This is a genomic window from Aeromonas sp. R7-5, assembly GCF_040908015.1.
Classification (GTDB): domain Bacteria; phylum Pseudomonadota; class Gammaproteobacteria; order Enterobacterales; family Aeromonadaceae; genus Aeromonas; species Aeromonas caviae.
Window position 1 is genome coordinate 266,980 of record NZ_JBFOCZ010000032.1, and the last position, 13,629, is coordinate 280,608.

Annotated in this window: 11 protein-coding genes and 1 pseudogene; 5 read left to right on the forward strand and 7 right to left on the reverse strand. The window is 59.1% G+C overall.

Features of this window, described 5'->3' with window-relative positions; genetic code table 11:
* Positions 1–272: 272 nt before the first annotated feature.
* From AB5Y53_RS14310 to AB5Y53_RS14320, 3 genes are all read right to left on the reverse strand, one after another.
* Positions 273–1,322 carry a retron St85 family RNA-directed DNA polymerase gene (locus AB5Y53_RS14310; protein WP_368182352.1) on the reverse strand — a complete coding sequence of 350 codons (1,050 nt, stop codon included), beginning with the start codon at positions 1,320–1,322 and terminating at the stop codon, positions 273–275.
* 238 nt (positions 1,323–1,560) lie between these two features.
* Positions 1,561–1,917: a hypothetical protein gene (locus AB5Y53_RS14315; RefSeq protein ID WP_053288252.1), complete on the reverse strand. Its 357-nt coding sequence runs from the start codon at positions 1,915–1,917 to the stop codon at positions 1,561–1,563.
* Positions 1,917–2,774 (reverse strand): hypothetical protein, encoded by an 858-nt coding sequence (locus AB5Y53_RS14320; protein WP_368182354.1) that lies wholly within the window; start codon positions 2,772–2,774, stop codon positions 1,917–1,919. Before AB5Y53_RS14320 ends, AB5Y53_RS14315 begins: the two co-directional genes overlap by 1 nt.
* A 549-nt stretch (positions 2,775–3,323) precedes the next feature.
* On the opposite strand from AB5Y53_RS14320, the gene AB5Y53_RS14325 reads away from it, so the two are divergent.
* The 4 genes from AB5Y53_RS14325 (at position 3,324) to AB5Y53_RS14340 (ending at position 7,516) form a co-directional block, all read left to right on the forward strand.
* The gene (locus AB5Y53_RS14325) at positions 3,324–3,704 is read left to right on the forward strand and encodes a hypothetical protein (RefSeq protein ID WP_301481848.1); all 381 of its coding nucleotides are present in this window, start codon (positions 3,324–3,326) and stop codon (positions 3,702–3,704) included.
* Between the two features lie 356 nt (positions 3,705–4,060).
* Positions 4,061–5,356 (forward strand): methyl-accepting chemotaxis protein, encoded by a 1,296-nt coding sequence (locus AB5Y53_RS14330; RefSeq protein WP_368182355.1) that lies wholly within the window; start codon positions 4,061–4,063, stop codon positions 5,354–5,356.
* A 144-nt stretch (positions 5,357–5,500) separates the two neighbouring features.
* Entirely contained in the window at positions 5,501–6,058 is a 558-nt protein-coding gene (locus tag AB5Y53_RS14335) for a DUF3332 domain-containing protein (protein ID WP_368182356.1), read from the forward strand.
* 84 nt (positions 6,059–6,142) lie between these two features.
* Positions 6,143–7,516, forward strand: coding sequence for an HD-GYP domain-containing protein (locus AB5Y53_RS14340; protein WP_368182358.1), 1,374 nt, complete (start codon positions 6,143–6,145; stop codon positions 7,514–7,516).
* A gap of 69 nt (positions 7,517–7,585) precedes the next feature.
* Here AB5Y53_RS14340 and AB5Y53_RS14345 read toward each other — a convergent pair whose 3' ends face one another.
* From AB5Y53_RS14345 to mobA, 3 genes and pseudogenes are all read right to left on the reverse strand, one after another.
* Positions 7,586–8,665, reverse strand: a complete 1,080-nt coding sequence (locus AB5Y53_RS14345; protein WP_216944484.1) for an FUSC family protein — start codon at positions 8,663–8,665, stop codon at positions 7,586–7,588.
* Positions 8,666–9,010: 345 nt separating this feature from the next.
* Positions 9,011–9,496, reverse strand: a pseudogene (gene mobB / locus AB5Y53_RS14350) (molybdopterin-guanine dinucleotide biosynthesis protein B); the annotation flags it as partial.
* Complete coding sequence (gene mobA / locus AB5Y53_RS14355) at positions 9,493–10,107, reverse strand: molybdenum cofactor guanylyltransferase MobA (RefSeq protein ID WP_045523963.1); 615 nt, start codon at positions 10,105–10,107, stop codon at positions 9,493–9,495. The gene mobA and the pseudogene mobB, both read right to left, overlap by 4 nt.
* 221 nt (positions 10,108–10,328) lie before the next feature.
* Between mobA and AB5Y53_RS14360 the strand changes: the two genes are divergently transcribed.
* Positions 10,329–12,038 carry an NAD-dependent malic enzyme gene (locus AB5Y53_RS14360; protein ID WP_368182359.1) on the forward strand — a complete coding sequence of 570 codons (1,710 nt, stop codon included), beginning with the start codon at positions 10,329–10,331 and terminating at the stop codon, positions 12,036–12,038.
* Positions 12,039–12,155: 117 nt separating this feature from the next.
* Here AB5Y53_RS14360 and AB5Y53_RS14365 read toward each other — a convergent pair whose 3' ends face one another.
* Entirely contained in the window at positions 12,156–13,334 is a 1,179-nt protein-coding gene (locus AB5Y53_RS14365) for a hypothetical protein (RefSeq protein WP_368182360.1), read from the reverse strand.
* Positions 13,335–13,629: the final 295 nt, after the last annotated feature.

Consider the following 13,629-nt stretch of genomic DNA (forward strand, 5'->3'; position numbering starts at 1 on the left):
CTGAGCCTTGCGAGCCATCCAATAAAAAACCATCCCAGGCGGGATGGTTTTTTTGTGTCCGATCACCCAGCACGGCGGCCTGATATCTTCTTAATTGGGAAACCCCTTTTTATTGCTACGTCTAAACACGCGACCCGCCGGGTAAACGGTGTTTGCCTGATCTTGAGCGGGTTCTTGTCGGCGCAGTGTGTGATGACAGATAAAGCCAGCCAAGTAATGGCTGGCTTAGAAAGGTGGGTGTCCTAGATTCCCTTTAATGTATAGGTATATGATTATTTACGTATATTCCGAATTAGCAGTAGCCCTGATTTAGCAAAAGCATTATCTGGTTCAACCTGTAGCCAAAATGTAAGCTTACCCTCAAGAGAGTCAATGTAAGCTGGGTTCTTTATTTTTAGCTTGGCAGCATGAGATAGATAACCAAATTTTTCAATATAATGTAGTTCTTTCCTTATTTCTCTTTTTTTATTGCGCGGTATAGTTAAGGTATCTCCCGACACAGACAGCCCGGTTATAATTCTTTTCCCTCTTTTTGTTAACAGCTGAGTCTTGCCGCTATTAGCCTCTAGCCCATATGAGGAGATTATTTCAGATACTATTTTTGAAAAATTTGATGGTATGTATTCACCAGAGAAATTCATATCGTCAGCATAGCGGGAGTAAACAAGGTTATATTTTTTAGATAGCCTAGTAAGTCTGTCATCTAAACTAAGAAGAAGAATGTTAGATAGATAGGGACTAGTGGCAGCACCCTGCGGTAAAACATTATCACAGCAGCAAATAGCCGATAGATAATATGAAACATTGTTTGGATAACCTAGTGAACTGAAGTAATTTATAACCCAGTTTATAGGTATAGACGGAAAAAAATCCTTTATGTCCATTTTTAGTATGCATTTTTTATTTAAATGAAGGGATGCATTTGTTATTATGGAACGATTGGTAATGAACCCATGGGCATTATCGTGAACTACTGACTTAGTTAAAATTTCTTTATATACCCATCTCTGACAATGCAATAGAGATGGCAGAGGTGCTAAAATCTCTCTCTTACCGCCTTTTCTTTTTTTAATTTCAAAATGACGATAGTATTCATCTGGATTATTTATTATTTTTAAAAACTCAGGGTACTTAATTCCTATTAGTTCAGATAAATGCTCTAACTCGAATATAATTGGTAGATCTTTACTCATTAGATGGCGTATAAAAACCTTGTATTCATTTATGAGTTCTAGTGATACCCCTCTATTATAGAAATAGTCAACCCAATGGTCCACTCTGGAATCAAGACCTGATTGCTCATCGAGATGTTTTTTAGTCATAATAAAAAAGCTTACAGAAACTACCTTCTATACTATGCAACTAGCTATGAGCACAGGAATATTTGCGTTTCGCAAATTTCCTGTGCTCATAGCCTGACACAAAGGACGAAGTCCTTTTGTCATACTCTAGGACTATTTGTCTTTTTAAATAGTCCTAGAGTGTTGGCTAACGCGGACCTGAATCCGGGGAGCGACTACACTCCATCGTACTAGCTTCTGTAAGCTTCTGTCTCCTATGTTACTTCTTTAAAAATTTAATGGCAAGTGGGAAAAAGTTAATGTCAAGTTTTGAAATGTTAGGTATGTAGGGTTCGTTAGTTTCGTGCTTTTTTCCTTGCATCTTGATAGGGATATCTCGCCATTTTCTTTCAGTTTTCACGGTTTTCTCTAAAAATGCTACACGAATGCCATCTTCACTCAAATATATTCTGTTTTCTTTTTCCTCAACTAATGATTTTGTTTTTAGAAGCCGTAGAGTGGAGGAGAACTCAGAGAAGCTGATCTTCATTCTTTTGAACAGAGTGAATGATTCGAGGCTTCTATTAGACATTAATAATATTCTAAGGAATGCTTGTTCGGTATTGTTTAGCTTCATTATGCATCGCTCATCGCTCTTGTGAGTAAAACATGTCTAATTGTGCTGTCTTTATTAAAAGGCCACCAAAAAATAGGAAATACATTGTTTGGTGTATTACCATCATCCCTTGAATATAGGGATTCAGACTCTCCATAACCTAAACTTGGCAAGTTATTATCACCATGTTGTTTTGACAGTATATCTTCAATATCTATCATAACTTTTTTCTTTATGTTGGAAATTTCCCCTGAGTTAAAATCCGAAATCCCTTTCTTTATCAAAACTAGAGCCTCAATATTTATTCCTGCAGCCTTCACTGCATCGAACCCATGTTGTGTTGCTACGATAACCTTTACTCGAACAGAGAAATCAACAATATTAGCATCATGAAACTGCCGACATATTGAACTTACTCGACCAATTACCGTTAAGCCGGTTCCAACAAACTCATCTACCAAAACTATGTTCTTGTGATTTTTTTTTGATTTGTATGTGGCGTATGCTTTTCCAAAAGTATTTACGTGCCTGTAGCTACGCCAACCATATTTTTCTAAAATTATTTTTAACCCATACAAAACAAGCTGAGAACTGTCTGCTGAGCTATCAGCCGCCATAGCTACAATTTGGGTAGAGCCATCGTCTAAATCAGGGTCAGTCACTATACTCTCAGCTAATTCTTCTAGTTTTTTTTGAAATTCACTTGCTGAGATATAAAAAAACCTATCTAAAAGCTCTATTAATAATTCTCGTTTATCATCGGCGTCACATTCATCAGCGAGCATAAAGGCTAGGGTCTCTACCTTTTTTTCTAACCATGGCTGTTTTTGTGTCAGGCGAAGTGCTTGAGTGAAAGTATCTTTTTTAAAGTTAAGCATAGAGGGGCTGAAATTATATTTATATGTGAAAGACAAATTACCTGTGTTTTTTAGATGTATATGTTTTTAATGCGACACTGGAACTTTAAAAGTTAGCTAATATATATAGTTTATGAGGGTTTGCTTATACAAAAATGTATTTTTATTATGAAGATTAAATTTTAATTTTGGTTATTAACTTCAAAGTTATCCCTCGCTCCACGCTACCGCCCCTGGATTACAGCTTCCAATGCGCTCCATCAACCAGCGGGCGGGGCCCGGATGGTGCTATAGGCGCCGAATGACCAGCATATCCTCAAGCCTCATACGTAAACCAGTCAAAAGTTGGCGCAACCGCAGGGAACGACTGGATTTTTTGCGCCAGCTCACCAATCGTCGTCTCTTGGTAAGACGATGGAGGTGAACAGAAGAAGCTGGGGCCTTGCGAGCACGGCGGCACTTTGGTTGTCATCAAGCGGGGGGACTATAGTGCAGCGAGGCAAGGGTGCCTCGTTTGGCCCGCGTGAGTGGGGGCCAACCACAATGGATAGAACGATGGGAGTGTGACATATGAAGCGGATCCTGATGGTGTTGAGCCTGTGTGTGACGGTCATGGGCATGGGAATGGGGGTAGCCCAGAGCGCGACCTCAGGCGCGCAGCAAGAGTGCGAGGCCCAGGCGGCGGTGAAGAAGCTGGCGGGCGCCGCCAAGACCAGCTTTGTGGGCAAGTGCGTCAAGGATGCCTCCGCCAGTGCCAAGGCGAGCCAGTGTGAGAAAGCGGCCGCCGACAAGAAGCTGGCCGGTGCTGCCAAGAACAGCTTTATCCAGAAGTGCGTGAAGACGAACGGGGCCGCCGACAAGGCGACCCAGTGCGAGAAGGCGGCAGCGGACAAGAAGCTCGCCGGGGCGGCCAAGAACAGCTTTATCCAGAAGTGCGTGAAAACCGCCTGAGCCGGTGAGGCACTGACACCAACGCCGGTTGAGGCAGTGACGAGAAAGGGGCCCAGGGCCCCTTTCTCTTTTGCTGGTACCGGGTGGGCAGAGCACGGCGAGCAGTTCGGCTTTGCCGCCAATCCCGCCTGTCTTGAGTGCGTTCCCGCTCGCTAGCCGCCTTTTTCACCGCCGGGCTGATCCTCTTTCGCCTGGGCTGCGTATTGGGAGCCCTTGGCGGCATCGCCGCTTTTCTATACACTGCGCGCCCCATTCGTTTCAGTCGTCCGACCACTTATGTCGGCGCTGGCGGTGCCGATACCCTCTGTGGGTGAGGCCGTGGTGCCCATGGGGATGGTCAACGAGGAAGAAGTGTCATGTTCAATCAGAAGCTCAAAGCGCAGTTGCAGGCATGTCAGATCCGGCTCGACGAGGAGCAGGGCATCATAGAGGCGATCAAGGCGGGTGCCGCTACCGTCATCTTCAGCCCGGAGGGGATCATCCAGGAGGCGAGCACCCCTTTCCTGGCCCTGATGGGATATGGTGCCACCGAACTGATTGGGCAGCCCCACAGCCAGCTCTGTCCAAGGGCCTGGGGGGAGTCCGGTGACTATCGCCAGTTCTGGCGGCGTCTCGCTCAGGGGGAGGTGCAGTCAGGCACCTTCGAGCGCGTGAACCGGCAGGGGGAGACGCGCTGGCTGGAGGCGACCTATTTCCCGGTGAAGCACCAGGGCCGGGTGACCCGGGTACTCAAGATTGCCAGCGACGTCACCGAACAGCACCAGCGGCTTGGGCGGCTCGAGGCGCTGACCGAGGCGTTGGACCGCTCCCGGGCCATGATCGAGTTCACCCCGAACGGCGACATCCTCCATGCCAATGCCAACTTCCTGAGCGTCATGGGTTACACCCTGGGGGAGATCGCGGGCAGGCACCACAGGATATTCTGTGACGAGGCCTTTCTGCGCGAGCAGCCCCGTTTCTGGGAAGAACTGGCCCGGGGCCAGTTCAAATCCGGCCTCTTCATGCGCCACGACAGCCGGGGGCAGGCCGTCTGGCTGGAGGCGACCTACAACCCCATCCGGGATGGCAGCGGCAAGGTGGTGCGGGTGGTGAAGTTCGCCAGCGACATCACCGCGCGCATCGAGCAGAACCACGCCACCCGGGAGGCCGCCCGCCTGGCACACAGCACCGCCCAGGAGACCCTGCACAGCGCAGAGGAGGGGGCGGGCTTGCTGCGTGCCGTGGTGCAGACCTCTTCCCTCATCGCCTCCCAGGTGGATGAGGCCATCGCCCTCATCGGCCAGCTCAACGAGCAGTCCAGAAGTATCGAGGCCATCGTCTCGACCATCAGCGCCATCGCCGATCAGACCAATCTGCTGGCCCTGAACGCCGCCATCGAGGCGGCGCGGGCAGGGGAGCAGGGGCGCGGGTTTGCGGTGGTGGCGGACGAGGTGCGCCAGCTGGCCGCCCGCACGTCACTCTCTACCGACGAGATCGCCAGGGTGGTGCAGAAGAACCGCGAGCTGACCGCCAGGGTGACCGACGACATGGCCGGGGTGGCGGGCAGCGCCGAACTCGGCAAGCAGCAGATCGCCGGCGTGGACAAGCTGATGAGCGAGATCCACCAGGAGGCGGACAGGGTCTCCCAGACGGTGTCGGCCCTCTCCATCTGAGGGGCTGACCGCAAGATTGCCAACAGAGTGAGCGATCGGACGGCCAGGCTGAACCCTGGCTGTATGAGGCCCCCCTTCGTCATTGTGCCGCCCGGCCCCCTTGTTTAGGCTGCCGCCTCCTTTTTATTGAGCAGGTAGACAACAATGGCAGTACGACAGAGAGGCAGGGCACTGGCCCTGCTGCTGGGAATGGGGGCGAGCCTGGGGCTCGGTGGTTGCATGGGCCAGATGGGCCTCTCTTCCATGGTGACCAAGGGCAACCTCAGTGTGGTGGACAACCGCTATGGCCGTGCCGGCGTCTTCGTGCTCTTTTCCCCCGTCTATGGCCTGGCGGCCACGGCGGATCTCTTCGTGTTCAACACCATCGAATTCTGGTCCGGCAAGAACCCCATTACCGGCAAGTCGCCCGCCCTGGTGGATCAGAAGAGCGATGCGATCATCAAGGTGAACCAGCACCTGGATCCTGCCCTCAACCAGGTGCCGCTGGCCCTGCTACCCCAAGGGGTGCGCGAGGTACAGGTGAGCTACCCGGACGAGCGCACCGCCCAGATGGAGATCCACTACATCGACGGTCAGCGCAGCCTGATGCGGGGAGAGATGCGCGGGGAGCGACTGGATCTCTATCTGGATGACAAACTGGTCTCGACCCTGAGCCGCGAGCAGCGCGATGCGGCGGCAAGCCGGGGAGCGGTGCAGGCATAATTTGTCGCGCCCCTGATCCTTTACTCCCGACAAATGCTATACATGCCTGCGGGCAAGTACGCCCCGATGTAGAGGGAGTGGGCTATGACGGTAAATGGATTGCGTTTGGCAGAGCTGATTGGTTCTCTCAGCCATGCCCTGGACATGACGGAAGGGCAGCCGAGAGGCCACTGCATCCGCTGCTGCTGGATAGGCTCTCGTCTGGGGGAGCAACTGGGACTGGATGCCCGGCAGCGCCACGACCTCTACTACACCCTGTTGCTCAAGGATCTGGGGTGCAGCAGCAATGCCGCCCGCATCTGCGAGCTCTATCTCACCGACGATCTTCACTTCAAGCGCGATTTCAAGCTGGTGGATGGCTCCCTCTCCGAGGTGGTCAACTTCGTGCTGGGCCACACCGGCTTGCAGGCGGATCTGCTGGGCCGTTTTCGCAGCCTGTTCCACATCTTTCGCAACGGGGATCAGATAGCCAACGAGCTGATCCTGACCCGCTGCCACCGGGGGGCGGACATCGCCCGCCAGTTGCGTTTCAGCGACGAGGTGGCCCATGGGATCCTCTCCCTGGATGAGCACTGGAGCGGCAAAGGGCGGCCGCAACAACTGGCGGGAGAGGCCATCCCGCTCTTCTCCCGCATCGCCCTGCTCTGTCAGGTGGTGGACGTGTTTCACGCCGCCGCCGGGCCGGACGCGGCGATGAGGGAGCTGCGCGAGCGCAGCGGCAACTGGTTTGATCCCGCCCTGGTCAGGGCCTTCGAGGCGCTGGCCGACGACGCCTTCTGGCAAGGGCTGGCGGATCCCGCGTTGGCGGAGCGGGTCTTCGCCCACCCGGCGGGGCAGGGGGAGGTGGCGCTGGATGAGGATTATCTGGACGAGATAGCGGCGGCCTTCGGCCAGGTGGTGGACTCCAAGAGCCCCTATACCGCGGGGCACAGCGGCAGGGTGGCGCTCTATACCGACATCCTCGCCGCCCAGATGGGGATGTCCGAGGCGCGGCGACGCTGGCTCAAGCGGGGTGCCCTGCTCCACGACGTGGGCAAGCTCGGGGTGAGCAACGCCATCCTCGACAAGCCGGGCAAGCTTGACGAGCAGGAGTGGGCGGCGGTGCAGATGCATGCCGCCTACACCGAGGAGATCCTGAGCCGCATCGGCGCCTTCGAGGAGCTGGCCCAGGTGGCTGGCGCCCACCATGAGCGACTCGACGGCAAGGGCTACCCCAAGGGGCTCAAGGGGGAGGCGATCACCCTGGAGACGCGCATCATCACCACCGCCGACATCTTCGATGCCATCACCGCCAAGCGCCCCTATCGGGATGCCATCCCGGTGCCGCGGGCCCTGGAGATGATGGCGGAAAACCTGGGCACGGCCATCGACCCCGACTGCTTTGCCGCCCTGAAGGCGGGGATAGAGGACTTCTCCCTCTACCTCACTCCGGAGCAGCCCCTGGCTCGTGCAAGCTAAGGCGCGAGCCCGAGACAAACAAGCCCCGCATCGGCGGGGCTTTTTTGTGGGCGGTTGCAGGCGGCGTGATCAGGGGCGGGCCGAGGGCTTGGCATAGGGTTGCAGCACCAGCCCCAGCAGGCGATGGAGGTGGGCGAGCTGCTCGATGAGATGGAGATTGAGCCAGAGGTAGCCGCCAAGGGTGGGGTCGTGTCCCTGGCCTGGTGCCTGGCTTGCGTCCCCATCGAGCCGGGCGGCGGCCTCTTGCAGGCGGCCGATGGCCTGGTCGGCCGCCGTGGTATCACCGCTCTTGAGCATGAGGGCGAGTTCGGTGAGCACCGACTCCGTCGCCTGCTGGCAGGCGCGAAGCCCGGGGTGGCTCTGCATCAGGAAGTGGCTCTGGCGATCCCGCCAATAGGTGTTGGCCAGCATCTCCAGGGTGCAGACGCTGTTGCGAAGGGTGGTCTGGGTCGCCTCGAACAGCGGGCTGCCAAGGCGGGTCTCCTTGACCGCCGGGGCCAGCAGGGGGCGCAGGCTGACTATCTTGGCGAGCAGGCGGGCATGGCTTCGGGTGAGCTTGGGGCGCTCCAGCACGTTGGGGGAGAGGTGGGTGTGGTAGAGCCGCCCGGCCTGCTGCAGGGTGTCGTGCATCTGCAGACGCCAGTGGGTATAGGCCCGCTGGGGGTAGATGCTGCAAAACAGCAGGGCCAGCACCGACCCCAGGATGACGTCGCCGCTGCGCCAGAGCGCGGTCTCGATGTCCCCTGGCACCCCGCCGACGATGACCCCCAGGGTTATGCCGATGAGCAGCCCCACATAGGGGCGCTTGCCGAGCGCCAGGTAGCCGCACAGGAACATGATGGCGCAGCACCAGGTCAGCATCAGGGGCAGGGAGTAGAGCTCCAGATAGAGGGCCACCACCCCGCAGGCGGCGCCAAAGACGGTGCCCACCACCCGTTGCAGGGCGCGCGACAGCACGTTGCCCCAGAACGAGATGGGGCCCATCACCACCACCAGGGTGATGAGGGGCCAGGTGCTCTCCGGCAGCTTGAGCTCCCGGGTCAGCAGGAAGGTGAGGGTGAAGGCCAGGGCGATGCGCAGGCCGTGGACCAGGCGGTAGCGGCCATAGATGAGCAGATCGAAGCGGGAGAGCGGGGCATTGAGGCGCAAGGGCGTTCTCTTATCTCGGGTCAGGGTTGTGAGGATAGCAAGGAGGACGGCATTTGCCTTGACCTGCGTCGTTTCTCCGGTTCATGGGGGCGCACCTGTCGGCAGGCGCACCATGACCCGCTCGCCGGGGGGAAGGGCCGCGCTACCCGGCGCCCGTTCGATGCGGCAGTTGGCACTGTCGTGGCCCCCATCCACCGGGCGCACCAGCAGGGTGCCCGCCTCGTCCTGACTGAGCAAGCCGGGCACAACGCCCTGCTCTGCCGATGGGGGCAGGGCCGCCAGCAGCCGGGCGCAGAGGCGAAGGGGCGGCGGGGCCTGACGGGGTTCGTGCGGGGGCAACCGGGCGCAGATGAAGTCGGCGATGGCCTCCAGATCCTCGAAGGGGAACCGGGGCAGGGTCGTGGCCTGGGGGGCGTCGCTCACGAGGGCGACGATGTCAGGATCCTCGGGGAAGAGCAGGGGCCGGCCGATGGCGGCGCGATACAGCTCCACCTTGGGAAAGCGCCTGTGCTTGAACCCCTCGACCAACAGCAGATCCAGGGCGCTCGTATCGAAGCGGGCCAGCAGCGCCTCGAAGGGGGGCTCCCCCTCCGGGGTCTCCCGGATCAGGGCGTGGCGCCGGTCGGAGGCCGCCATCACCTGGGTGGCACCCGCCTGGCGCAGGCGGTGGCTGTCCTTGCCGGGCTGGTCCATGTCAAAGGCGTGGTGGGTGTGCTTGAGCACCCCGAGGCGCAGACCGCGCGCCACCAGGCGCGGAATGAGGCGCTCCAGCAGGGTGGTCTTGCCGGTGCCGCTCCAGGCGACGAAGCCGAGCAGGGGCAGGGGGCTCATGGCGCACCCCCTTCCCGCAGCCTCGCCTCCCAGGCGGCGAGTTCGGCCGGGCTGTTGAGGTTGACGAAGGCGTCGGGCAGATCGGCAAAGGGCACTACCGCCATCCGGTGGCGGGCAAACCAGGCCCCGGTCTTGCGCTCCCCGTCCGCCAGCGCCTGGCTCAGGGAGGGGCGCAGGGCGCGGCGCAGCAGGGCGACCACGGGCTGGAGGTGCTCCCCGTCGTGGGCCACCACCAGATCGGTGTCCGGGGTGATGGCGGCGCGAAAGCGGGTCATCAGATCAAGGGGCAGGGCGGGGCCGTCACAGGGGACGAACAGCACCCAGTCGTGACGGGCCGCCGTCAGCCCCGCCAGCATGCCGGCCAGCGGCCCCTGGAAGTCGGCCTGCGCATCTCCGATAACGGGAGCAAGCTGCCGGTAGCGAGCCTGGCTGCGGTTGGCGTTGATCAGCACCTCGTCCACCTGGGGGCGCAGGCGGGTCAGCACGTGTTCGATCAGGGGAGTGCCCGCGAGGGGCACCCAGCCCTTGTCATCGCCCCCCATGCGGGTGGCGCGACCGCCCGCGAGGATGACGCCGCTGACGAGAAAAGCGGGGGAAGAGGAAGGGGTCATGGTGCTCCGTTGCTCGCAAAGGGATGCCCACAGGGGCGTGTCGGGATCTTGCGCCAAGGCGGGCGCGGGAGCAACCTTCGGCTGTCCCGGCAAAGGCGCCTTTGGCCGCAGGGTTTGTCCAAGCTCACAAAACCGGATCGGCAAACGTCATATGATCCCCAGCATTCTGAGCCTTGCTCTCCTGCCTGATGGCAACTTCATGTAAATCAAAGAGAATGACTATGGCTACCGGACAATATCTGCTGTGGAAAGATGCACAGGGTCACGATTTTCGCCCCGTTGCGCTGACGGGCACCAATCTGCTCAACGATCGCAACCTCAACAAGGGCACCGCCTTCACCGAACAGGAGCGGGCCGATTTTGAGCTGGGCGGCCTGCTGCCGCCCCAGGTGCAGACTTTCGAAGCCCAGCTGGAGCGGGTCTATGAGGCCTTCCTGAGCGCCTGCAGCGACATCGAGAAGTACCAGAACCTGCGAGCCTTGCAGGATCGCAACGAAACCCTGTTCTACGCCCTCCTGTCCCGCCACGTGGAGGAGATGACCCCCTACATCTACACCCCGACCGTGGGCAAGGCGTGCCAGGAGTTCAGCCACCGCTTCCAGAAGCCGCGCGGCCTCTACATCACCCCGAAGAACGTCGATGACATGGGCTCCCTCGCCCGCCACATGGATGCCAAGGCGGTGCGTATCATCGTCGTGACCGACAGCCAGGGGATCCTCGGCATCGGCGATCAGGGGGTGGGGGGCATGGGCATTCCCATCGGCAAGCTCGCCCTCTATACCCTGGGGGCCGGCATCCACCCCGCCTGCTGCCTGCCCATCGCGCTGGACGTGGGCACCGACAACCAGGCGCTGCTGGATGACCCCATGTACCTGGGGCAGCCCCACAGGCGCATTCGCGGCAAGGAGTACGACGACTTCATCGACAAGTTCGTGGCCGGGGTCAAGCGCCACTTCCCCAACGCCGTGCTGCAGTGGGAGGACTTCAGCAAGTCCAACGCCTTCAACAACCTGGCCCGCTATCAGCAGGCGCTGCCGTCGTTCAATGACGACATCCAGGGCACCGGGGCCGTGGTGCTGGCGGGTATCATTGGGGCCGTCAAATCCAAAGGGGAAACCCTGGGCCAGCAGCACTACCTGGTCTACGGGGCCGGGGCTGGCGGGGTCGGGGTGGCGGATCAGATCTGCGCGGGGATGATCCGCGAGGGGCTTGACCCGCAGGCGGCGCGGGATCGCATCTACATCCTGGATACCCAGGGGCTGGTGTGTGACAACCGCGAGGGGCTGGATGAGTACAAGCGCCGTTATGCCAAACCGGGCCTCTTGCTGGCCCAGTGGGATCTGCAGGGCAAGGCGGGGCTGACCGAGGTGCTGCGCCACGTGCCCATCACCGTGCTGCTCGGCACCAGCGGCGCCGGTGGCGCCTTCCAGGAGGAGCACATCCAGCTGATGCTGACCCACTGCGAGCGCCCCATGGTGTTCCCCCTCTCCAACCCCACCGCCAACTGCGAGGCCCTGCCGGAAGACATCTTCCGCTGGAGCCAGGGGCGCGCCATCGTCGCCACCGGCAGCCCGTTCAAGGACGTGCACTTCGAGGGGCAGGATTATCGCATCGGTCAGGGTAACAACGTCTTCATCTTCCCCGGCGTGGGGCTGGCGGCCATCGTCAGCCAGATCCGCGAGATAAGCCCGGACATCTTCACCACCGCCGCCTTTGCGCTGGCGGAGTGCGTGAGCGAGGCGGATCTCGCCCAGGGCACCGTCTACCCGAGGATCAGCGAGCTGCGCAACATCTCGGTGCACGTGGCGACCGCAGTGCTCAAGGATATCGTGCGCCGGGATCCCTCCCATCCGCTCATCGGTCAGGATCTGCAAGAGCACATCCTGAGCCATATGTGGGAGCCGGTCTACCTGCCCTATCGCCGGGTCTGAGGTGCGTCCTGCCCGCATGTGTCGCGGGCATGGCGATGCCATAGAAAAAGAGAGGGTGGCCCAGGCCACCCTCTCTGTTTTCCGCCCTGCTGTGTGTGCGGGGCAGGACGATGCCACCTATTGAGCGGGCGGGGGCACCAGGCGGTCATCGACGCTGCCATCGCCTCGAAGCTTGTTGCCATTGGCGTCGACGGCGTCCACGCCGTTGTCATCGACGCTGCCATCGCCTCGAAGCTTGTTGCCATTGGCGTCGACGGCGTCCACGCCGTTGTCGTCCACGCTGCCATCGCCTCGAAGCTTGTTGCCATTGGCATCGACGGCGTCCACGCCGTTGTCATCCACGCTGCCATCGCCTCGAAGCTTGTTGCCATTGGCGTCGACGGCGTCCACACCGTTGTCGTCCACCCGGCCACCGGCATGACGCTCCCCGCCTGCATGCTTGTCGCCACCGCCGTGGCGATCGCCGCCAGCGTGCTGGTCGCCACCGGCATGTTCGCCCTGACCACGGTCATCGCCGCCGTGGCCGCTGTCGTCCCCGCCATTGTTTCCGTTATGGCTACTATCGCCTTCATTTCCGCTATTGTTTCCACTGTGGCTACTATTGCCCCCACCGCTGCTGTTGCCGCCTCCGTTGCCGCTGTTGCCGCTGTTGCCGCCTCCGCTACCACTGTTGCCGCCGCCATCCCCCCCTTTGTTGTGCACGATCAGCCCATTGGCCACATAGCTGTGGCTGCCATCGAGGATCAAGTTGAACAGCGCCGTGGCGGGCGGGGCATCAACCCAGGAGAGGGAGGCCACCGGCAGTTCGACAGGGTGCGGCGCCAGCGCCAGGTTGCCCGCGCTGCCCCCCTCTGACCAACCCAGCAGGTGCATGCCGGTAAAGAGCGGCAGCACGGCGAGGGCCGGGTTTTCGGTGCGGGTCATGGCCGGTGCGATGGCCGCCCAGCCCCGGGTGGTGAGGAAGGGGTGCTCGGCGGTAAAGAAGGGGGGCAGATGATTGAGCCCGTAGAGCCTGCGCGCCCCCAGCGCCACCCGCTCGATGGCCTGGATGCGGTTGCTCTGCCCGTGCCTGTCCCGCACCCGATCGCCGATCCGCAGGGTCTCGATGGGGCGTTCGCAGCCATCGGCCATCAGGATGCGGGTACCGGCAATGAAGCAGGACTTGGCATGGGCCTGGTTTACCTGCCACTGGTGGTGGTCGAAGTCATAGCTCAGCGGGGTGGCGAACAGGGCCAGGGCGATGGCCGAGCCCAGCAGCAGCCGGCGCTGGCTGGGTTTGAACGAGGGCAGTGACATGGGGAACTCCTTGTCGGTGTGGGGTCACGCCTTCGAGTATAGAGAGGGGGTTGGGGTGGTATCTGCGTCGACCAGTTGAAAGCCTTGTCATGTCAACTCGCCGGAAAAACGATTGGCGTTGGCCATAAAAGTGCGTAAAATCGCTTCCTCGATGCTTGTAGCAGCGAATCCCGCCTAAAAAGCCAGTTTCATGCCCTCCCCAAGCAGTAAAAGGCAACAAATGACGCCGTTTGGTCCGTTGGCTGCCTTGAAAACGTCTTGTGATGACTGAAAAGTGTCAAATATCCCTGTCAGT

What these genes read in the sequence shown, in the direction of transcription:
- AB5Y53_RS14365 (WP_368182360.1), bottom strand. Translation starts at nt 13,334, where the DNA reads ATGTCACTGCCCTCGTTCAAACCCAGCCAGCGCCGGCTGCTGCTGGGC.
- AB5Y53_RS14340 (WP_368182358.1), top strand. Translation starts at nt 6,143, where the DNA reads ATGACGGTAAATGGATTGCGTTTGGCAGAGCTGATTGGTTCTCTCAGC.
- AB5Y53_RS14330 (WP_368182355.1), top strand. Translation starts at nt 4,061, where the DNA reads ATGTTCAATCAGAAGCTCAAAGCGCAGTTGCAGGCATGTCAGATCCGG.
- AB5Y53_RS14320 (WP_368182354.1), bottom strand. Translation starts at nt 2,774, where the DNA reads ATGCTTAACTTTAAAAAAGATACTTTCACTCAAGCACTTCGCCTGACA.
- AB5Y53_RS14325 (WP_301481848.1), top strand. Translation starts at nt 3,324, where the DNA reads ATGAAGCGGATCCTGATGGTGTTGAGCCTGTGTGTGACGGTCATGGGC.
- AB5Y53_RS14335 (WP_368182356.1), top strand. Translation starts at nt 5,501, where the DNA reads ATGGCAGTACGACAGAGAGGCAGGGCACTGGCCCTGCTGCTGGGAATG.
- AB5Y53_RS14360 (WP_368182359.1), top strand. Translation starts at nt 10,329, where the DNA reads ATGGCTACCGGACAATATCTGCTGTGGAAAGATGCACAGGGTCACGAT.
- AB5Y53_RS14310 (WP_368182352.1), bottom strand. Translation starts at nt 1,322, where the DNA reads ATGACTAAAAAACATCTCGATGAGCAATCAGGTCTTGATTCCAGAGTG.
- mobA (WP_045523963.1), bottom strand. Translation starts at nt 10,107, where the DNA reads ATGACCCCTTCCTCTTCCCCCGCTTTTCTCGTCAGCGGCGTCATCCTC.
- AB5Y53_RS14315 (WP_053288252.1), bottom strand. Translation starts at nt 1,917, where the DNA reads ATGAAGCTAAACAATACCGAACAAGCATTCCTTAGAATATTATTAATG.